Here is a 17,372-nt window from a genome sequence, read left to right as displayed (position 1 = left end):
GCCGCAAGCGACGGCGATGACCGCCCCGCAACCAAAAGCCGTCAGCTTTGGCGCGCATGACCTTCTGGTCGTGCTGGTGATGAACATATTATGGGGCCTGAACGTCATCGCCGTGAAGATGGCGGTGACGGCAATCTCGCCCCTGACCGCGGGATTTCTGCGTCAGCTGATCGTCCTTGTGGTATGCGGCAGCGCGCTTCGCATCGTGCCGGGCAAGATGCGGTTGCTGACAGTGCTCGGGATCCTCTCGGGCGGCATTTTCTACATTTTCATCAACCTGTCGCTTGCCATTTCCGACAATGTCGGCGCGCTGGCGATCGCCGGACAATTGGGCGTGCCATTTTCGTTGCTGCTCGCAATCCTGGTGTTTCGCGAACGGATCCGCTTGCCGCGCATCGCCGGCATCGCGCTGTCTTTCGCAGGGGTGCTGCTGCTGGTGTTCGATCCCGCAGCCGCGCGCGAGTTGCCCGGCATTGCGCTGACCGCGATCGGCAGCTTCATCTGGGCGATCTGTTCGCTGATCCAGCGCTATCTGATCGGGGTGCCGGTGCTGACCATCTATGCCTGGATCGGCTTTTGGGGATCGATCACGCTGGGCACGCTGGCCTGGTTCGTCGAGCCCGCCGCGATGCGCGCGATCCCCGATCTGCCGCTGCACACCCTGGGCTGGATCGCATTCTCCGCGCTGGGATCGACCGTGATCGGACAGGGATCGATGTCCTGGCTGCTGCAGCGCCATCCGGTCAGCATCGTCACGCCGCTGACTCTGGCGGCGCCGGTCGTGACGGTCTTTGCCGCATCCTGGTATTTCGGAACGCCGCTGACCGTGCTTATGCTGAGCGGTGGGGCAATCGCGATGCTGGGCGTCGCGATCGTCACCATCCGGACGGCAAGGGCAGGGGATACGCCATGAGCATGATCGAAGCGCCGTCACCCAATTTCGATGACCGGGCGCTGCCGGTGTCAATGATCGTGCTGCATTATACCGGCATGAATGACGCGGAATCGGCGATCGCCCGGCTGACCGACCCGGAGGCCAAGGTGTCCGCGCACTATCTGGTCAAGGAAGACGGCACGATCTTGCGCATGGTCGCGGAGGACAAGCGCGCCTGGCATGCCGGCAAGTCGCACTGGCGGCACATCACCGACGTCAACAGCGCGAGCATCGGTATCGAGATCGTCAATCCGGGGCATGAATGGGGCTATCGTCCCTTCCCGGAGGAGCAGATCGACGCGCTGATCCCGCTGGTCCATGAGATCAAGGAACGCCACGGCATCACGCGCGGCAATGTCGTCGGTCATTCCGACATCGCGCCGATGCGCAAGCAGGATCCGGGCGAACTATTCCCCTGGGCGCGGCTGGCAAAGGTCCGGCTCGCGCTGCCGCGGCCCTCGAAGAACCTGATGGATCCGGGGTGGACCGATGCCGGCTTCCTGCTTGCGCTGGAACGCTTCGGCTATGACGTCGTCGACAAGCTTGCCGCGGTGGTCGCTTTCCAGCGCCGCTTCCGCCCCGAACTGATCGATGGCGAGATTGACGGCGAGTGCCGCTGCATCCTGCTCGCGCTGCTGTTGCCAAAACCGCAAGGGGACGAGTAAGGCCGTCGCGCCAGAGGGTTGGGCGGCCGCGTCGTGCGCAAGCACGCCGAGGAAAGTCCGGGCTCCACGAAACGACGGTGCCGGGTAACGCCCGGCGGGGGTGACCCCAGGGACAGTGCCACAGAGAGCAGACGGCGACGGCTTCGGCCACGTCATGGTGAAAGGGTGCGGTAAAAGCGCACCGCGCGCCTGGTAACAGGGGCGGCACGGCAAACCCCACCGGGAGCAAGACCGAATAGGGGCGGCACATGAGCTTTGTTTCAGCTCGTCGCCCGGGTTGGTTGCTTGAGCCCGTATGCAAATGCGGGCCTAGAGGAATGGTCGCACATCGCCTTTGGGCGAGGACAGAACCCGGCTTACAGACCCTCTGGCATTTTTTCACTGAAGTTGGCGCGGAACGGCAAACACCCGCTTGGATCGAACGCGGTGGTGCTGCTATCGCGGTGCCATGACGCAGCTTGACCGGTCCGGATTGACGCTTGCCCTGATGCTGGCCGGCGTCGCCGGCTTTGTCGATGCCGTTGCCTTTACAACGATCGGTCAGTTCTTCGTGTCGTTCATGAGCGGTAATTCGACTCGCCTCGCCGTGTCGGTGGCGCAAGGCGCATGGCGTGAGGTCGGCTTCGCGGCGGGATTGGTCGCGCTATTCGTGACGGGCGTGGCTGCGGGCAATATCATTGGCGCGCGCGCCGGCAGGAAGCGCACCACCCTGTTGTTGCTGGTCGAAGCGCTGCTTCTGGCCGCCGCCGCCGTGTTGCATGCGGTGGGGCGACCCGCGGCCGCCGCGCCGCTGATGGTCCTTGCGATGGGCAGCGCGAATGCCGTGTTCATGGCGGATGGCGAGGTTCGCTTCGGCGTGACCTATATGACTGGCGCGCTGGCGCGGATTGGTGAGCGCTTGGCGGCAGCAGCGACTGGTGCGGGGCAGATACATGAGGCGATGCCGTGGCTCGCTTTGTGGATCGCGCTGGTCGTCGGCGCTGTAGCAGGGGCCGTATTGGCGCTCCGTCATGGCGGGATCGTGGTCGCCGCGCCGGCGGTGTTGCTGCTCGCCGCTCTCCTTATCTTCGGCGAGCGGATACGCAGTCAATCCGACTGAAACGCCGCTGGTGTTGCGTGCCGACCATAGGGTATATCCGGCAGCGTAACAAAGGTGGGACTGATGCTGGGAATTCTGTTGATCGCGGCACAGGCCGCAGTGCCGACTCCAGGGCCAACATCCGGGCCGGTATCCATACCCCGGGCAATCTCCGCGAAGCGCACCGTGCAGCAGGATTTCGACGCGGCGACGGCACTGCAGGACGCGGGCAATCATGCCGAAGCGTTGGCGGCATGGGAGGCGCTGGAGAAACGCATTCCCAACAACAAGCGCAGCCTTGCGATCATTTCCGTCCGCAAGAGCACTGCGCTGATCGGATTGTCGCGTGACGACGAAGCGGTCGCTGTGGCGCGCACCGGCCTTGCCGGTTTGCCGGCGAACGATGCGACGTTGCAGGAAGATCGCTTCAGGGCCTGGGCAAATCTGGCGCGGATCGCTGAAGTCTCACTCGATTACGCCAGTGCAGCTGATGCCTATCGGCGGGCAGAGGCGATTGCGCCGAATGCCGGAGAACATATCGCCGTGTTCCGTGGATTGATCGACACCGAAATCTTTACCGACCCCGATGCCGCAGCGCGGGATATGGCTCGGGCGGAGGCGTTTATCGCGCCGCTGACGATTGAGGCCAGGAGCAGGGCGATACTGAAGCGGGTCAAAAGCCAATTGCTGTTGAACCAGGGCAATTTTGCCGCGGCGCAGGCGGAGGCCGGGGAGTCGGTCAAGCTGCTTGGCGGTCTGACATCGAAGACCGATCTGTACGATGTCGCCTCGCGGTCCAATTATGCGATCGCGGCGCTGCTCGCCGGCAAGACTGAGGAAGCGCGTCGCTATATGGCGATGACCGGTGCCGGGCGCCTCAGCAAGGGCAGTTTCGACCCCGGTTCACAGATGAAAGTGCCGGATTGCGGTGGTGAAGGCGGGTTGAAGCCCGACGATGTTGCCGTTGTCGAATTTTCGGTGGCTGACGACGGCGTGGTTCATGCCGCGTACCCGGTCTATGCCGCCGGCGGCGGCGCGGTTGCCCTCGAATTCGCGCGCGCGGCGCGTGGCTGGTCGTTCAATCCCCAGCAGATGAAGGAAATGCCGGCATTTTTCCGGGCGCGCGCGCGTGTCGAACTGCGTTGCTCGACCGCCTTCACGCGACCGTCCATCGACGACTATCTCAATGGCGAACTGGTGCGCTGGCTGACGGCGAAGAAGGTAGCCCTGCCGGCGTTCGAGGCCGGATCGGAAGCCGCTGCCTTTCCCAAGCTGAAGGCTGAGGTCGCAAAAATTGAAGCGACGGAAGGACCAAATACACTCACATTGGTGCCGCTGCTCTATGCGATCGCGCACAACGCGGTTGCGACACGGGACGAAAGCTATGCCGCCGCGACCCGCGCTCTGTCGATTCTCGATGCCAATGGAGTCAAGGGCGCGGCGCGGCTGGCGGTCGACCATCTGACCTGGGCCAAGGCACATGCCGAAAGCTGGAAGCCCAGGACTGTTGCTCGTACCGCAATGACCGCGCTGTCATCGCCGGCCTATGCCGACAATCCCGAGGCGCTGTCGGCCGGGCGGTTGATGCTGGCCGACACTCTGCGAAGCTTCGATGAAGCAGGCGCGATCGCCGTGCTGAAGCAGGTCGGGGGCGAATCCGGTCTGCCCGCCAACCATCCGCTTCGCGTCGGTGCATTGGTCCGGCTCGCGTCGCTCGAGCAGGCGAATGGCAATGTCGATGCGGCGCGCGCCGCATTCGCAAGCTCCGGCCTGGCGGCCAATCAATGCGCCCTGATCGATGCGCCACCGCGCTTCCTGCACGCCGGCGGCACTTTTCCTGTCGAAGCGCAGCAATGGGGCTTCGAGGGCTGGACTCAAGTGCAGTTCGACGTCGCGGCCGACGGCAAGGTGCTCAACGAACGTGCGATCGTCTCTTATCCGCCCTTCGTCTTCACCAAGGCCGGAAAGCAAACGCTCGCCACCGCGAAATATGAGAAGAGTTTCCGCCCCGATGGCGGGCTCGGCTGCGGCGGTAGCGTGCAGCGTGTGAAGTTCCAGATCCTAAACTGACGCCCCGGGTTGCGCTCTCGCGCGCGCAGCCTATGTCGTGCGGCGATGGCGCGTTCTTCTTCTCGATCGGTCGACTGGGGTTTCCCGCGCTGGCGTGGCTACGGCACGGCAGGCAGTGAGGCGACCACCGTACGGCTGTGCGACCGGCATGGCTGCGAGGAGCCGGGCAATTGCCCCGCGCCGAAATCGCCCAACAGCCCGGAGCGTTGGTATTTCTGCCAGGAACATGCCGGTGAGTATAATCGCGGCTGGAATTATTTCGAAGGGCTGACCGCCGAGGAAGCCGCTGAGCGTGAAGCGGCCGAGCGGGCGACTGCCGACGGCTATACCGAATCCAGGCATCATGGCTGGGCTGGACCGGGCGACGGCAGCCGGTCGCGCGACGAGATGCGCGCGCTCGAACTGTTCGAACTTGACCCCGATGCCGATTTCACTGCGATACGGTTGGCGTGGCGCAAGCTCGCCAAGGAGAATCATCCCGATCTGCGCCCCGGCGATGCCGAGGCCGCGAGGCGTTTTCAGGCGATTCAAGCTGCGTACGAAGTGCTGCGTCTCGCCGAGGAAGCGCGGGAGTGGAAGCCGGCCGATTGAAAGGCGCGGGCGTGAAATCGGTGCGCTCCGACTGGGCCACAGCGTTGTTGGTATGCCGGAAATGTTCGAAGCGGCTCGATGGCGGATTTGGCCCCAAGGGGCGCACCTCGCTGGCCAAGGCGCTGCGCAAGGAACTTGGCGTCGGCAAAGGACGCAAAGGCAAGTTCGGCGTGGTTGAAGTCAAATGCCTGGGCGTCTGTCCGCGCGGCGCCGTGACGATAGTCGATGGCGCCAATCCGGGAGAATGGAAGATCGTCCCGGCCCGTCAGGATATTGAGGAAATCGTGTCGGCACTCCGTCTTAAGGGATAAAGGTCATCGGTCAGCCATGGTTCAGGCTGACCATGTTACCAGTCGACATAATGACAGGAGTTTTTGGCATGCGCTCGATTCACCTTCTTCTCGCCGGAGCGGCGCTCGCGACCGGGCTGATGGCCGGCGGCGTCGCTCAGGCCGAACGACTGAGCCCGGAAGCCAAGCTGGCCAAGCTGCTCGACGGCCGCGTCGCCGGAAAGCCAGTGGATTGCATCCGCTTGCTCGACATTCAGTCGAGCGAGATCATCGACAAGACGGCAATCGTCTATACCGGCCGGAACGGCACGCTTTACGTCAACCGGGTAAACGGCAGCGCGGCGTTTCTCGATGATGACGATATTCTCGTCAGCAACACCCATTCCAGCCAGCTCTGCAGCATTGATATCCTACAACTGGTTGATCGGTCGTCGCGGATGTCGAGTGGTTCGGTTGGCCTGGGTGAATTCGTGCCTTATCCCACGCCGCCAAAGACAGCCGCGGCTCGCTGATCAGCCCGCGGCATAACGCCGCGCGGTTTCGACGATCAGCGCGATCATGTTCGGAATTCCCTGGGTGCGGTTCGAACTGAGCTGATTCTTCAGGTCGAACGGGGCGAGTTCGCGCCCGATGTCGGTGGCGAGGATCGCCGCCGGCAACATGTCCTGCACCGTCAGCAACACCAGCGCGATAATGCCTTTGGTGATGGCGGCATTCGAATCCGCGAGAAAGTGCAGCGTGCCGTCCTCGCGCACCATGGGGTAGACCCAAACCGAGGCGGAACAGCCTCGAACCATGGTCGCATCGGTCTTGAGGGCTTCCGGCATCGGCTCGAGCGTGCGGCCCAGGTCGATCAACAGGCGATACCGATCATCGGCATCGAGGAAGCTATATTCGTCTTGCAGGTCGGAAAGGCTGGCCATGGCGACGGCTATAGCTTGGTGGCCCGCCATGCCAACCTCCCGTTCCCCGGCCGCCGGGGAACGGGACGGTCTTCAGAGATCCACGCCGGCGGCGATCGCTTCGAGCTTGCGGATGCGTTCCTTGAGGTCCGCGATCTCGATCCGGGCGCTTGCGTTCGGTACCGGGGCGGCGGGATGGAATTCCCCGTGCGCCCGAAGTTCCTGCTGCTTGAGGGCAAGCCAGCCGCGCCAGCCGTTAAGGGCCGCCAGGGTCAGCATACCGAGCCCGGCCAGCGCCGCGGCGGACAAGATGATGTAGAAGTTTGGATCGTTCATGATCCCTGCTCCTTGGGTTAAGGACGATCGCGGAGCTTCTCGATCTCGCGATCGAGACGGGCGCCGCTGTCGTTGCTGTCCGTGGCGAGGCGTTCGAGAACCGCGAGGCGATCTTTCATCGCCGTGAGTTCCTCGCGCAGTCGCCGGTTTTCGTTTTCGGTCGCGCCGTCGTCGCGCCCCGGGCCGAATTCATGTCCACGCTTGTTGCGTACACCGCCGAAACGGGCCTGGAGCACTTTGCCGATCGTGACCACGATCACGATCAGGACGACCATTTCAAATGGATTCATGGGGAGTCTCCGTCGTTTTCTAGTTTTTGGAGCTGCGGATCACCGCCGGCCGATTACTGGACGTTGCGGGCTTCGCGTTCCTGGCGGCGCAACGGGCGGTCGACACGTTCGGTCAGATACACGCCGACACCGGCGATGACGGCGAACACTGCGAAGACGATAAGCACTTCTTGGTTCCTTTCACGAGAGTTCAGTTGAGCGGCGCGCTGTCGTCGCGCAGCCGGTCGATTTCATCGGCGAGTTCGATGCCGCGATCGGTGATGATACGTTCCAGCACGCGGACACGTTGTTCCAGGCTGCTGGTCTGCGAGGCGTATTGCGCTGCTTTTTCAGCGATCATCTTGGCCTCGAGCTCCATCTGGCGGTTCTTGTAAGCGAACCAGGGCTTGATGAAGACGCCGCCGATGATCGCGAACAGACCGCAGGAAATGCCGAGAATGGGGATCAACAGCGCGAGATTCATTGTCGTTGCTCCTCAGTTCGCCTTGGTGCGCAGGCTTTCGATCTCGCGATCAAGGCTGTGCGCGCCGTCGGTGACGATCCGTTCGACATTGGCGAGCCGGTCCTTGATCGAGCCGATCTCGGCGCGCAGCTGGCCATTTTCCTGGCTGAGCAGGCGGATGCGTTCGACCGATTCCTGGTCGGTCTTGGGATAGATCGCCTGGCCCCATCCCCCGTCCAGCGGATAGCCGTGGCGGATGCGCATCCAGGTGGTGAACACCCAGCCCAGCACGCCGGCGACTGACACGATCGCGATGATCGGGCCGATGGCGGAGATGACCGGGATGAACTGAGATACATTCATGATCGTATTCCTATGTCAGCGCAGTGAGTCGATTTCGCGGGCAGTGCGATCGGCAGGGTCGGTGGCGATGCGTTCGAGGACGGCGATCCGTTCCTCCAGGCGGCTGATCTGTCCGGTCAGGCGCTCATTCTCGCCCGAGAGCAGGCCGATCTTGCGTTCGGCGTCGGCCGCCACGTCCGTGCGATGGCTCTTCTTGCCCGACCATTCATCTTCCATCGGATAGCCGTGACGGGCACGGATCCAGTTGTTGATGATCCATCCGGCGGTTGAGATCGCGACCAGCGCGATCACGAAACCCGGTCCACCCCAACTCATTGTCGTTCTCCCTGATCAGCCCCGGATCGATCTGCGCCTTAGCGCAGGCTGTCGATCTCGTTGGCGAGCCGGCTGTTGCGGCTCGTATAGTGCATCTCGATGTCGGCGAGCCGGCGGTCGATATCGCGGAAGGTCGAGCGGACTTCGGCGGTGGAGCGCTTCGGGTTCGAGCGCACACCTTGCCAGAATTTCGCATCCTCCGGCGTGTCGTACAGGCCGTAAGGCTTGGCATCGGCCATCCAGGCGGCCAGCCAGTAAGCGATCAGAGTCCAGGGGAAGCCACCGGCCATGGTCAGGACGACGGTGCCGATCCGGACCCAGGTGACATCGACCCCGGTATAATCGGCGATCCCGGAGCAGACGCCGAGCCATTTGCGGTTCTGCTTGTCGAGATAGAATTTGGTGCGGCTGGCGGACATTTCAGTTCCTCCTGGTGATTTCGTAATCGGAGCTGGGCGCGCTCGGCAGGCCGGGCTTCCAGTCGGGATTGTCGGCGGCAACGATGCGTTCGACGGTGTTGAGCCGGTCTTCGAGGCGGCGGGCGAGATAATGCATCTCGTCAAGCAGCTTCTCATCCTCCTGCGTGATCTTGGGCGCCGTCTTCCACCGTGTAATATAATGGAGGATCAGCCAGGGCAGCCCGATGACGACCGATACGATCGAGATTGCTACGATGAAGCCTTCCATCTCAGCCGTCCTTACCCATGCGAGCCTTCAGCGCGGCGAGATCGGCATCGACCTTTTCGGCTGACCTTAGCTCGGCGATTTCCTCGTCCAGGCTCTTCGGCGCACCCAGGCTGAGCGCATCGGCACGGCCTTCGGCGAAGTCGACGCGGCGTTCCATCACCTCGAAGCGCGAGAACGCGTCCTGGATTTTGGGGCCGGCATACATGTCGCGCAGCTTGAAGCGGTTGTTGGCGCTTTCCAGCCGGGTGACGATCGAGTTCTGCCGGGTCCGTGCCTCGCGCAGCTTGTTCTGCAGCTTGGCGATATCCTCTTCCGAAGCGCGCAGCGCATCGTCAAGCACGCCGATCTCGGCACCGAGCTGGTCGGCCATGTCGGCTGCCTTCTGGCGTTCGACCAGGGCTGCCTTGGCGAGGTCCTCACGGTCCTTCGACAATGCCAGCTCGGCCTTTTCGGTCCAGCTTTCCTGCAGCGTGTTCAGCTTCGAGATATGGCGGCGCATTTCCTTCTGATCGGCGATGGTGCGCGCGGCAGAGGCGCGAACCTCGACCAGGGTTTCCTCCATTTCGAGGATGATCATGCGGATCATCTTCGACGGGTCTTCCGCCTTGTCGAGCAGGTCGGTGAAGTTCGCCGCGATGATGTCGCGCGTGCGGGAGAAAATGCCCATCGGAAGAAACTCCTTAGAAGATACGCTGGCCGGGATACTGGGCCGATTGACTGGAAGAAAGGGGTGCCGGGATGATGCAAGGGGCGTTGGACCACCCCGGCAGCGCCGCCCGGATTAGGCGCGAGCGGCGATCTGATGAGTGGGGGCGGTCACGGCCTGGGCCGGAGCAACCGCGCTGAGCACGAACGCCGAGCTGCAGACGATGGTGCAGACGATCGCTGCGACGGTGTGGCGGGCGTTGCGGGGGTTATACTCGTTATTCATGGCGAAATTTCCTAAACTTGGGCCCTGTTGAGGCGTTGACTGGTGCCGCCCATCAGCGGTTGCTCAGAGCATTGCAGGAGCCGTGCCAGTTTCGAAATCGACGTAAATCCGCCCTTTTTCTGTCATTTCGTTCAGCGTCTCATTTTATATCTTGCCAAGGCTTGGGAATTTACGCCAAGCGTTGGGCATGGAGCGCACCACTCAGGTCATTGGTCAGTCGACCGAGTTTCTCGACGTGCTCGAGCGCGCGAGCCGTGCCGCCGCGCTCGACCGGCCGGTGCTGGTCATCGGCGAGCGCGGGACCGGCAAGGAACTGGTCGCCGAGCGGCTTCATCGGCTCAGCCCGCGTTGGGATCAACCGCTGGTGGTGATGAACTGCGCCGCGTTGCCCGAGACGCTGATCGAGGCCGAATTGTTCGGACATGAAGCAGGCGCCTTTACCGGTGCGACCAAGGCGCGCGTGGGGCGCTTCGAGGAAGCCGATGGCGGCACGCTGTTCCTCGACGAACTCGGCACCTTGTCGATGGGCGCGCAGGAACGCCTGCTGCGCGCGGTGGAATATGGCGAAATCACGCGGATCGGCTCATCGCGGCCGTTGCGGGTCGATGTCCGCATTGTCGCTGCGACCAACGAGCATTTGCCCGAAAAGGTCGAGCGCAACCAATTCCGTGCGGATTTGCTCGACCGGTTGAGTTTCGAAGTGGTGACGCTGCCGCCGCTCCGCGCGCGTCCCGGCGACGTGATGGTGCTGGCGGATCATTTCGGCCGGCGCATGGCGGCGGAGATGGGGCGTGACGACTGGCCCGGGTTCGGTCCGCAGGCGATCGATGCGCTGGTCGATTATCAATGGCCGGGCAATGTCCGCGAACTGCGCAATGTCGTCGAGCGTGCGGTCTATCGCTGGGAACTGGGCGGGCCGATCGAGACGATCGAGTTCGATCCGTTCCACTCCCCCTATCAGCCCGCCAGCGCCCGGCGTCCGGCGACGGTGCCCGTTTCGGCCGTTCAAGGCGCGGAAGAAGCCGGACCGCCCGCAACGCGTGAGGCGGAGGGGAATGCCGAGGTCGAATCCGACTTCAAATCACGCATCGCCCGGTTCGAGCGCGACCTGCTGGCCAAGGCGCTGGCCGAACATCGCTTCAACCAGCGGTCGACCGCCGAGGGGCTTGGGCTGAGCTATGACCAGCTTCGCCACGCGCTCAAGCGGCACGGGCTGATCTCTGCCGGGCAATCCCGCGACGACTGAGGCAATTTGATCGTCGCAGTGATCGGCATTTCCGATCAGTGCGTGTCTTGTCCCTCGCGGCCCTCCTCCCATCTAGAGGGCGCCGTCGCGCTCCTTGCCCGATGGCCGTGCCGGATCAGGAAAAAGATCGTTTTTTACACGTAACGATTGATAAAATCCGCCGGCTGACTGAACTAGCTCGCGCGACGCTCGTTGGACGGGCGGCACCCTTTGATGATGGAGTTTACCGATGGCTTTCGAACTGCCCCCGCTGCCCTACGCCTATGATGCGCTGGAGCCGACCATCAACGAAGAGACGATGAAGTTCCATCACGACAAGCATCACAAGGCCTATACCGACAAGCTCAATGAGGGCGTCGAGAAGGACCCGGCGCTGGCCGGCAAGACGATCGAGGAAATCCTCGCCGTGATCTCGACCCAGCCGCCGCTGGTGCGCAACAATGGCGGTGGTTTCTGGAACCATGACTTCTTCTGGAAGATCATGACTCCGGGCGGCGGCACGCCGTCGGGCAAGCTGGCCGCGGCGATCGAGGCGTTCGGTGGTCTCGACAAGCTCAAGGAAGAATTCAACACCAAGGGCGCAGGCCAGTTCGGTTCGGGCTGGGCCTGGGTGATCGTCGACACGTCGGGCGCGCTGAAGGTCACCTCCACGCCCAATCAGGACAATCCCCTGATGGACGACGCCAAGGACAAGGGCACCCCGATCCTCGGCAATGACGTGTGGGAGCACGCCTATTACCTGACTTATCGCAATGACCGCGCCGCCTATCTGAAATCATGGTGGGACGTGGTGAACTGGGACGAGGCCGGCAAGCGCTACGACGCTGCGGTCGGCTGATCCAACTAATCCTCGACACGGTGAGGGGCTTCGGGAAACCGGGGCCCTTTTCGTTTGTCTTGATGAACCGATATCGGATTAAATAACTGATATACAACGATATTATTGGATCCAGCAAAGGCGCTGGCTCAGAGATACGGGACATTACCGGTGTCCCATATCTCCCGGTCGTACGGCCCTTCAGCCTTCGGGCGGTATCGGCGGCGTTTCTTCCTCACCGACCTTCAGGCCGTGCTTCATCAGCATCGGCACATTGGCAAAGGCGAAGATCAGCGTCAGCGGCACTGCGCCCCACAGTTTGAACCCGGCCCAGAAGGCGGGATCGTCAGTGCTGAGCGGCGCGGTGTAGCGCCACACGCTCTCATTGAGCACTGCCATGAACACGAAGAAGATCGCCCAGTTGATCGTCAGCTGGCGCCAGCCGGCGGCATCGACGCCGGGATAGGCGGTGTCGAGCAATTGCTGCAGCAGGGGGCGGCCGGTGGCCAGGCCGAAGGCGAGGGTCGCGGCGAACATCGAATAGACGAAGGTCGGCTTCATCTTGATGAAGGTGCCGTCGTGGAAATAGAGCGTCAGCCCGCCGAACACGAGCACCAGCGTGCCGGAAATCCACAGCATCGGCGAGATATGGCCGGTCTTCACGCGCGACACGATCATCGCGACCACGCTTGCCACCATGAACGCGGCGGTCGCAGCAAGCAGCTTGGCGAGCGCAGGGCCGCCGGCCAGCGTGTTGACGAGGAAGAACACGGCGAGCGGGCCGATATCGATGGCAAGGCGCAGGCCGGCACCGATCTTGGGACGGGTTGAACTGGTCATTTCACCGCTCCTTCCACACCGGCGATGATCCGCGCAACCTCGTTCGCATCGAACGGGCGCAGGTCGCCCATGCTCTCCCCAACGCCGATCGCATGGATCGGCAAGCCGTATTTTTCCGCCGCCGCGACCAGGACGCCGCCGCGCGCGGTACCGTCGAGCTTGGTCATCACCAGGCCGGTCACGCCGGCGTCCTTCTGAAACACTTCAATCTGGTTGAGCGCATTCTGCCCGGTCGTCGCGTCGAGCACCAGCACCACGTCATGCGGCGCCGCCGGGTTGAGCCGACCAAGCACGCGGCGGATCTTGGACAGTTCGTCCATCAGCTCGCGCTTGTTCTGCAGCCGCCCGGCGGTGTCGACGATCAGCACGTCGATGCCGGTCGCGGTCGCCTGCTTGACCGCCTCATAGACGATCCCAGCCGCGTCGCCGCCTTCCTTGCCGCTGATGATCGGCACGCCGACACGTTCGGCCCAGGTCGCAAGCTGGCCGATCGCGGCGGCCCGGAACGTGTCGCCGGCGGCGAGCATCACGCCATAATCCTGCTCCATCAGCAGATGCGCGAGCTTAGCGATGGTGGTTGTCTTGCCCGATCCGTTGACGCCGATGACCAGGATCACCTGCGGGCGCGGGAACGCCTCGATCTCGAGCGGCTTGGCGACTCTGGCCAGCACCTTCTCGATTTCCTCGGCGACAACCAGGCGGATGCCGAGCTCCTCCATATTGCGCTCATACTGCCCCTCAGTGAGGCGGGCGCGGATTCGTGCTGACGTTTCGGGACCGAGGTCGGAGGCGATCAGCGCTTCCTCGATATCGTCGAGCGTCGCGTCGTCGAGCCGCGCCGCGCCGAGCCCGGCGAGATTGCCGAGCAGGCGGTCCGAGGTGCGTTTGAAGCCGCCAAGCAGTTTTTCGTGCCAGCTATTGGTGCTCATGCGGGAATTCCGGTCAATGTCTTGCCATCGCTTGCTGTGATGAGGATCGAAGCCACACGTCCCACCGCAGTGCGAACGGGGAGGGGAAAGCGTATTTCTGCGAAATGTGGCGAATGCCCGCGATCGCCGGGGCGTTCCACCAGCACCGTCTGCGTCGTTCCGACCAGCCCCTGGAGCCATGCCGAACGGCGTCGCTCACCAGCCGCTCTCAACAACGCCGCGCGTGCCTTGCGCACATCGGCGGTGACCTGCGGCATCCTGGCCGCCGGCGTGCCCGTGCGCGGCGAATAGGGGAAGATGTGCGCATGAACCACGTCGCAATCGTCGATCAGCGCCAATGTATTGGCGAACATCGCCTCGGTTTCAGTCGGGAAGCCGGCGATCAGGTCAGCGCCGATCGCGATCTCGGGACGCGCCGCCTTGAGCCGCGCGACCGCCGCCACCGATTGCGCGCGATTGTGACGGCGCTTCATCCGCTTGAGGATCATGTCGTCACCTGCCTGAAAGGAGAGATGCACATGCGGCATGATCCGCGCCTCGCCAGTGATCAGCTCGAACAGCCGGTCGTCGATCTCGATCGAGTCGAGCGACGACAAACGGAGCCGCTCAAGCGCGGGGACATGGCGCAGGATGCGCTCGACCAGCAGGCCGAGGCTCGGCGCGCCGGGCAGGTCGGGGCCATAGCTGGTGAGATCGACCCCGGTCAGCACGACCTCGCGGTGACCGGCGTCGACCAGCCCGGCGATCCGGTCGATCACTGCGCCCGCCGGCACTGAGCGGCTATTGCCGCGGCCATAGGGGATCGCACAGAAGGTACAGCGATGGTCGCAGCCATTCTGCACCTCGACAAAGGCGCGGGCATGGGCGGCAAACCCGGTGCCGAGGTGAGGGGCGGTCTCGCGCACCTGCATGATGTCGCCCACCACCACCGGATCGTAGGCTTGCCAAGCTTCCGCTGAGAGTTTCTCGGCATTGCCGATTACCCGGTCGACCTCGGGCATGGCGGCAAATCCCGCCGGGTCGATCTGCGCGGCGCAGCCGGTGACGACGATCTGCGCACCGGGTCGATCACGACGCGCGCGGCGGATCGCGTTGCGCGTCTGTCGCACCGCAGTGTTGGTCACGGCGCAGCTGTTGACGACGACCATATCGCGCCCGTCGACCAATGCACGGATCGTTTCGCTCTCCGCTATGTTCAAGCGGCAGCCCAGACTGACAATATGGGGTTCAGCCACGGGGCCGGGGAGATGGGACATGAGCGGTGATCTAGGTGCGAAGCCGGGCGAAGTCCACGACGCGGCTCACGACGTGCTCCGCTTCTGGTTCGAAGACGTGCCGCCCGAGAAGCGTTTCGCCCGGGACGAGGCGCTCGATCGCACTATTGCCGAGCGGTTCGGCGCCTTGCGCGAGCGGGTGGTGGCGAGCGACGCGGCGGGCTGGGGCAACGATCCGGACACGCTGCTTGCCGCCATCATCCTGCTCGATCAATTCTCCCGTAACATTCACCGCGGCACGGCGGGGGCGTTTGCGGCCGATGCGCTGGCACTCAAACTGACCAAACGCGCGATCATCCTTGCCTGGGACGATGGGTTGCCGGTCGAGCGCCGCGCCTTTCTCTACATGCCGATGATGCACAGCGAGGATCGGGCGGTTCAGGCCAAGAGCCTCATGTGGTTCGAACGGCTGGGGGATGAGGAGAATTTGACCTATGCGCGCGAACATGAAGCGGTGATCGCCCGCTTCGGCCGCTTCCCGTCACGCAATGCCGCGCTCGGGCGCGAGTCGACGCCCGAGGAACTGGACTATCTCAGCCAGCCAGACGCTGGTTGGTGACCGCGGCGGGTTTGGTCTCAAGTGGCAAGGCATGACGCAGCAGCCTTTTCTCGGCCAGCAGTCGCCGCACATTGGCGACACTCAGCGGCCGGCCATAAAGATAGCCCTGGCCCTTTGAGCAGCCCAGCGCGCGCAGCCGCTCCTCGATCGAGGCATCCTCAATCCCTTCTGCGGTAATCGGCAGGTTGAGGCTGTCGCCGAGCCGGGTGATCGCATTGACGATCGCGGCGCTTTCCGAATTGTCGTTGATCGACATCACGAAGCTCTTGTCGATCTTGATCCGGTCGAACGGCAGGGCGCGTAGATGCGCGAGCGAGGAATAGCCGGTACCGAAATCGTCGAGCGCGAGGCGAATGCCCTGATTCTTCAATGAACCCACAATCGACTGCGCCAAAGCGAGATTGTCGAACAGCGAGCTTTCGGTGATCTCGATCTCCAGCCGGCTGGCCGGGAAGCCGGTTTCGGTCAGCACCTTGATGATCTTCTGCGCCAGCCAGGCATCCTTGAGCTGCCAGGGCGAGATGTTGACCGACAGCGACAGGCCGGGATCCCAGTCCTTCGCCGCGACGAACGCCTGGCGCATGATCGACAGCGACAGATCGGCGATCATGCCGGTTTCCTCGGCGATCGGGATGAACTTGTCGGGCACGATCAGGCCGCGGGTCGGGTGTTCCCAGCGCGCAAGCACCTCGAACCCGCCGAGCCGGCCGGTGGTCAGGTCGATCTGCTGTTCGAAATAAGGCACGATTTCCAGCCGTGGAATCGCGGCGCGCAGGCCGCTTTCCAGCTCGTTGCGCGCCTGTAGTTCGCGCTCCATCGACAGGTCGAACCAGGCATAGCGGTTGCGGCCCGAATTCTTCGCCGCATACATTGCGATATCGGCGGAGCGCATCAGTGCATCGATGCTGGCGCAATCGAAATCCGACCGCGCGACGCCGACCGAGGCGCTGATATGGAGCTGCAGGCCCTCGGCATGGAAAGGCTGGGCGAGGCGGCTGATCAGTTTTTCGGCGATCCGCTCGACCGTGTCGGGATGCGCCGGATCGAACAGGAAGGCGCAGGCGAATTCGTCGCCGCCGAAGCGCGCGGTGAGCGCGATCGAGGGCATTGCCGAGGCGATCTCGACCGCGACCTGGCGCAGCAGCGCATCGCCGATGGCGTGGCCGTGCATGTCGTTGACCGTCTTGAAATGGTCGAGGTCGAGCATCAGCATCGCCATCGCCTTTTGCCGGCGTTCGGCGCGCACGAACATGGCGGCGCCTTCCTCGGCGAGGCTGCGGCGGTTGAGGAAGCCGGTCAGCGGGTCCTTTGAGGCGAGTTGCTGTGCGCGTTCTTCGGCGGCGGCGCGGATTGTCACCTCGATGCTCAGCTCACGGTGGCGCCGCCAGCCGAACAGGATCAGGGCGACATTCAGCAGCAGGGCGATGACCAGGGTCTGATCAGTGCCGCCGCCGCCGGCGAAATAATGCTTCAGAGTGCTCGACAGCACGGCGCTGCCGGTGCCGACGAACAGCAGGATCGCGGCAACCGTGATTGCGCCGCTCAGCAATTCGCGCCGGGCCGAAATCGGCGTTTCGGTAATCTCTTCGCTTGAATCCAGCGCCATGCCGGTGTGCCCCAATTCATGTTCCTGCAGGGCATTCTCATGTCACGGATCGGGTGTAGAAGACGTTAAGCTGGGGCTGGCGCCTATGGCCAATGTGCATGGCCAATGTGCATGGCCAATGTGCATGGGTTGCCTTTGCGGGCAGCGCCGCGTATAGGCCCACCCGTTCCCGCACTGACGCAGGGGCACCGTCCACCATTAGGGACG

Annotated in this window: 24 protein-coding genes and 1 other RNA gene; 11 read left to right on the top strand and 14 right to left on the bottom strand. The window is 63.4% G+C overall.

Translation table 11 applies throughout. From position 1 onward, the window contains the following. The first annotated feature begins 16 nt into the window (after positions 1 to 16). The 8 genes from ACRECS_RS15805 to ACRECS_RS15770 all read left to right on the top strand — a co-directional run bounded on the left by ACRECS_RS15805 (position 17) and on the right by ACRECS_RS15770 (position 6,140). Positions 17 to 913, top strand: a complete 897-nt coding sequence (locus tag ACRECS_RS15805) for a DMT family transporter (RefSeq protein WP_431583909.1) — start codon at positions 17 to 19, stop codon at positions 911 to 913. Beyond that, a complete protein-coding gene (locus tag ACRECS_RS15800; protein ID WP_431583908.1) occupies positions 910 to 1,599 on the top strand; it encodes an N-acetylmuramoyl-L-alanine amidase in 690 nt (229 codons plus the stop codon). Before ACRECS_RS15805 ends, ACRECS_RS15800 begins: the two co-directional genes overlap by 4 nt. A gap of 10 nt (positions 1,600 to 1,609) precedes the next feature. Beyond that, an RNA gene (gene rnpB / locus ACRECS_RS15795) (RNase P RNA component class A) lies at positions 1,610 to 1,974 on the top strand. Positions 1,975 to 2,047: 73 nt separating this feature from the next. Beyond that, positions 2,048 to 2,698 (top strand): YoaK family protein, encoded by a 651-nt coding sequence (locus ACRECS_RS15790; protein WP_431583907.1) that lies wholly within the window; start codon positions 2,048 to 2,050, stop codon positions 2,696 to 2,698. A gap of 63 nt (positions 2,699 to 2,761) precedes the next feature. Then, entirely contained in the window at positions 2,762 to 4,747 is a 1,986-nt protein-coding gene (locus ACRECS_RS15785; RefSeq protein ID WP_431583906.1) for a hypothetical protein, read from the top strand. A gap of 45 nt (positions 4,748 to 4,792) precedes the next feature. Continuing rightward, on the top strand, positions 4,793 to 5,338 hold the full coding sequence (locus ACRECS_RS15780; RefSeq protein ID WP_431583905.1) for a J domain-containing protein: 546 nt from the start codon (positions 4,793 to 4,795) through the stop codon (positions 5,336 to 5,338). Between the two features lie 11 nt (positions 5,339 to 5,349). Beyond that, the gene (locus ACRECS_RS15775; RefSeq protein WP_431583904.1) at positions 5,350 to 5,649 is read left to right on the top strand and encodes a hypothetical protein; all 300 of its coding nucleotides are present in this window, start codon (positions 5,350 to 5,352) and stop codon (positions 5,647 to 5,649) included. 68 nt (positions 5,650 to 5,717) lie between these two features. Continuing rightward, positions 5,718 to 6,140 (top strand): hypothetical protein, encoded by a 423-nt coding sequence (locus ACRECS_RS15770; RefSeq protein ID WP_431583903.1) that lies wholly within the window; start codon positions 5,718 to 5,720, stop codon positions 6,138 to 6,140. Here the strand turns inward: ACRECS_RS15770 and ACRECS_RS15765 are convergent, their stop codons facing one another. From ACRECS_RS15765 to ACRECS_RS15720, 10 genes are all read right to left on the bottom strand, one after another. After that, positions 6,141 to 6,551 carry a SufE family protein gene (locus ACRECS_RS15765; RefSeq protein WP_431583945.1) on the bottom strand — a complete coding sequence of 137 codons (411 nt, stop codon included), beginning with the start codon at positions 6,549 to 6,551 and terminating at the stop codon, positions 6,141 to 6,143. It lies immediately after the preceding gene. A 72-nt stretch (positions 6,552 to 6,623) separates the two neighbouring features. Continuing rightward, positions 6,624 to 6,866, bottom strand: a complete 243-nt coding sequence (locus tag ACRECS_RS15760; RefSeq protein WP_187763282.1) for a hypothetical protein — start codon at positions 6,864 to 6,866, stop codon at positions 6,624 to 6,626. A gap of 17 nt (positions 6,867 to 6,883) precedes the next feature. Beyond that, a complete protein-coding gene (locus ACRECS_RS15755; protein WP_431583902.1) occupies positions 6,884 to 7,156 on the bottom strand; it encodes a hypothetical protein in 273 nt (90 codons plus the stop codon). Between the two features lie 190 nt (positions 7,157 to 7,346). Continuing rightward, positions 7,347 to 7,619 (bottom strand): hypothetical protein, encoded by a 273-nt coding sequence (locus tag ACRECS_RS15750; protein WP_431583901.1) that lies wholly within the window; start codon positions 7,617 to 7,619, stop codon positions 7,347 to 7,349. Between the two features lie 12 nt (positions 7,620 to 7,631). Continuing rightward, on the bottom strand, positions 7,632 to 7,961 hold the full coding sequence (locus ACRECS_RS15745; protein WP_431583900.1) for a hypothetical protein: 330 nt from the start codon (positions 7,959 to 7,961) through the stop codon (positions 7,632 to 7,634). A gap of 15 nt (positions 7,962 to 7,976) precedes the next feature. Next, on the bottom strand, positions 7,977 to 8,276 hold the full coding sequence (locus ACRECS_RS15740) for a hypothetical protein (protein ID WP_431583899.1): 300 nt from the start codon (positions 8,274 to 8,276) through the stop codon (positions 7,977 to 7,979). 38 nt (positions 8,277 to 8,314) lie between these two features. Beyond that, a complete protein-coding gene (gene pspC / locus ACRECS_RS15735; RefSeq protein WP_431583898.1) occupies positions 8,315 to 8,695 on the bottom strand; it encodes an envelope stress response membrane protein PspC in 381 nt (126 codons plus the stop codon). 1 nt (position 8,696) lies between these two features. Beyond that, positions 8,697 to 8,963: an envelope stress response membrane protein PspB gene (pspB, locus tag ACRECS_RS15730; protein WP_431583897.1), complete on the bottom strand. Its 267-nt coding sequence runs from the start codon at positions 8,961 to 8,963 to the stop codon at positions 8,697 to 8,699. 1 nt (position 8,964) lies between these two features. After that, entirely contained in the window at positions 8,965 to 9,630 is a 666-nt protein-coding gene (gene pspA / locus ACRECS_RS15725; RefSeq protein ID WP_431583896.1) for a phage shock protein PspA, read from the bottom strand. 114 nt (positions 9,631 to 9,744) lie between these two features. Further along, the gene (locus ACRECS_RS15720) at positions 9,745 to 9,894 is read right to left on the bottom strand and encodes a hypothetical protein (protein ID WP_431583895.1); all 150 of its coding nucleotides are present in this window, start codon (positions 9,892 to 9,894) and stop codon (positions 9,745 to 9,747) included. Between the two features lie 187 nt (positions 9,895 to 10,081). On the opposite strand from ACRECS_RS15720, the gene pspF reads away from it, so the two are divergent. Together pspF and ACRECS_RS15710 are read left to right on the top strand one after the other, a co-directional pair. Next, positions 10,082 to 11,140: a phage shock protein operon transcriptional activator gene (gene pspF, locus ACRECS_RS15715; protein WP_431583894.1), complete on the top strand. Its 1,059-nt coding sequence runs from the start codon at positions 10,082 to 10,084 to the stop codon at positions 11,138 to 11,140. A gap of 229 nt (positions 11,141 to 11,369) precedes the next feature. Then, positions 11,370 to 11,978, top strand: a complete 609-nt coding sequence (locus ACRECS_RS15710) for a superoxide dismutase (protein ID WP_431583893.1) — start codon at positions 11,370 to 11,372, stop codon at positions 11,976 to 11,978. 180 nt (positions 11,979 to 12,158) lie between these two features. Here ACRECS_RS15710 and ACRECS_RS15705 read toward each other — a convergent pair whose 3' ends face one another. The 3 genes from ACRECS_RS15705 to mtaB are packed head-to-tail and all read right to left on the bottom strand — an operon-like array spanning position 12,159 to position 14,982. Continuing rightward, the gene (locus tag ACRECS_RS15705; RefSeq protein ID WP_431583892.1) at positions 12,159 to 12,797 is read right to left on the bottom strand and encodes a septation protein A; all 639 of its coding nucleotides are present in this window, start codon (positions 12,795 to 12,797) and stop codon (positions 12,159 to 12,161) included. Beyond that, positions 12,794 to 13,726, bottom strand: a complete 933-nt coding sequence (gene ftsY / locus ACRECS_RS15700; RefSeq protein WP_431583891.1) for a signal recognition particle-docking protein FtsY — start codon at positions 13,724 to 13,726, stop codon at positions 12,794 to 12,796. Before ftsY ends, ACRECS_RS15705 begins: the two co-directional genes overlap by 4 nt. Continuing rightward, positions 13,723 to 14,982, bottom strand: coding sequence for a tRNA (N(6)-L-threonylcarbamoyladenosine(37)-C(2))-methylthiotransferase MtaB (mtaB, locus tag ACRECS_RS15695; RefSeq protein WP_431583890.1), 1,260 nt, complete (start codon positions 14,980 to 14,982; stop codon positions 13,723 to 13,725). Before mtaB ends, ftsY begins: the two co-directional genes overlap by 4 nt. On the opposite strand from mtaB, the gene ACRECS_RS15690 reads away from it, so the two are divergent. Continuing rightward, on the top strand, positions 14,981 to 15,559 hold the full coding sequence (locus ACRECS_RS15690; protein WP_431583889.1) for a DUF924 family protein: 579 nt from the start codon (positions 14,981 to 14,983) through the stop codon (positions 15,557 to 15,559). The two genes, mtaB and ACRECS_RS15690, sit on opposite strands and share 2 nt — an antisense overlap. On the opposite strand, the gene ACRECS_RS15685 is transcribed toward ACRECS_RS15690, so the two are convergent. Next, positions 15,534 to 17,165, bottom strand: a complete 1,632-nt coding sequence (locus ACRECS_RS15685) for a putative bifunctional diguanylate cyclase/phosphodiesterase (RefSeq protein ID WP_431583888.1) — start codon at positions 17,163 to 17,165, stop codon at positions 15,534 to 15,536. The genes ACRECS_RS15690 and ACRECS_RS15685 overlap by 26 nt on opposite strands. Between the last annotated feature and the right edge of the window lie 207 nt (positions 17,166 to 17,372).

The organism is Sphingomonas sp. (assembly GCF_050725575.1).
Lineage (GTDB): Bacteria > Pseudomonadota > Alphaproteobacteria > Sphingomonadales > Sphingomonadaceae > Sphingomonas.
The sequence above is the reverse complement of the archived record's forward strand: the minus strand, read 5'-3'. Positions and strand labels throughout refer to the sequence as shown.

Excerpts from the sequence above, each read along its gene's own strand:
- ACRECS_RS15710 (WP_431583893.1), top strand. The coding sequence starts at position 11,370 with ATGGCTTTCGAACTGCCCCCGCTGCCCTACGCCTATGATGCGCTGGAG.
- ACRECS_RS15705 (WP_431583892.1), bottom strand. The coding sequence starts at position 12,797 with ATGACCAGTTCAACCCGTCCCAAGATCGGTGCCGGCCTGCGCCTTGCC.
- ACRECS_RS15785 (WP_431583906.1), top strand. The coding sequence starts at position 2,762 with ATGCTGGGAATTCTGTTGATCGCGGCACAGGCCGCAGTGCCGACTCCA.
- pspC (WP_431583898.1), bottom strand. The coding sequence starts at position 8,695 with ATGTCCGCCAGCCGCACCAAATTCTATCTCGACAAGCAGAACCGCAAA.
- ACRECS_RS15720 (WP_431583895.1), bottom strand. The coding sequence starts at position 9,894 with ATGAATAACGAGTATAACCCCCGCAACGCCCGCCACACCGTCGCAGCG.
- pspB (WP_431583897.1), bottom strand. The coding sequence starts at position 8,963 with ATGGAAGGCTTCATCGTAGCAATCTCGATCGTATCGGTCGTCATCGGG.
- ACRECS_RS15800 (WP_431583908.1), top strand. The coding sequence starts at position 910 with ATGAGCATGATCGAAGCGCCGTCACCCAATTTCGATGACCGGGCGCTG.
- pspA (WP_431583896.1), bottom strand. The coding sequence starts at position 9,630 with ATGGGCATTTTCTCCCGCACGCGCGACATCATCGCGGCGAACTTCACC.
- ACRECS_RS15760 (WP_187763282.1), bottom strand. The coding sequence starts at position 6,866 with ATGAACGATCCAAACTTCTACATCATCTTGTCCGCCGCGGCGCTGGCC.
- ACRECS_RS15780 (WP_431583905.1), top strand. The coding sequence starts at position 4,793 with ATGGCGCGTTCTTCTTCTCGATCGGTCGACTGGGGTTTCCCGCGCTGG.
- ftsY (WP_431583891.1), bottom strand. The coding sequence starts at position 13,726 with ATGAGCACCAATAGCTGGCACGAAAAACTGCTTGGCGGCTTCAAACGC.
- ACRECS_RS15770 (WP_431583903.1), top strand. The coding sequence starts at position 5,718 with ATGCGCTCGATTCACCTTCTTCTCGCCGGAGCGGCGCTCGCGACCGGG.
- ACRECS_RS15745 (WP_431583900.1), bottom strand. The coding sequence starts at position 7,961 with ATGAATGTATCTCAGTTCATCCCGGTCATCTCCGCCATCGGCCCGATC.
- ACRECS_RS15740 (WP_431583899.1), bottom strand. The coding sequence starts at position 8,276 with ATGAGTTGGGGTGGACCGGGTTTCGTGATCGCGCTGGTCGCGATCTCA.
- ACRECS_RS15790 (WP_431583907.1), top strand. The coding sequence starts at position 2,048 with ATGACGCAGCTTGACCGGTCCGGATTGACGCTTGCCCTGATGCTGGCC.
- ACRECS_RS15755 (WP_431583902.1), bottom strand. The coding sequence starts at position 7,156 with ATGAATCCATTTGAAATGGTCGTCCTGATCGTGATCGTGGTCACGATC.
- ACRECS_RS15765 (WP_431583945.1), bottom strand. The coding sequence starts at position 6,551 with ATGGCCAGCCTTTCCGACCTGCAAGACGAATATAGCTTCCTCGATGCC.
- pspF (WP_431583894.1), top strand. The coding sequence starts at position 10,082 with ATGGAGCGCACCACTCAGGTCATTGGTCAGTCGACCGAGTTTCTCGAC.
- ACRECS_RS15805 (WP_431583909.1), top strand. The coding sequence starts at position 17 with ATGACCGCCCCGCAACCAAAAGCCGTCAGCTTTGGCGCGCATGACCTT.
- ACRECS_RS15690 (WP_431583889.1), top strand. The coding sequence starts at position 14,981 with ATGAGCGGTGATCTAGGTGCGAAGCCGGGCGAAGTCCACGACGCGGCT.
- ACRECS_RS15750 (WP_431583901.1), bottom strand. The coding sequence starts at position 7,619 with ATGAATCTCGCGCTGTTGATCCCCATTCTCGGCATTTCCTGCGGTCTG.
- mtaB (WP_431583890.1), bottom strand. The coding sequence starts at position 14,982 with ATGTCCCATCTCCCCGGCCCCGTGGCTGAACCCCATATTGTCAGTCTG.
- ACRECS_RS15685 (WP_431583888.1), bottom strand. The coding sequence starts at position 17,165 with ATGGCGCTGGATTCAAGCGAAGAGATTACCGAAACGCCGATTTCGGCC.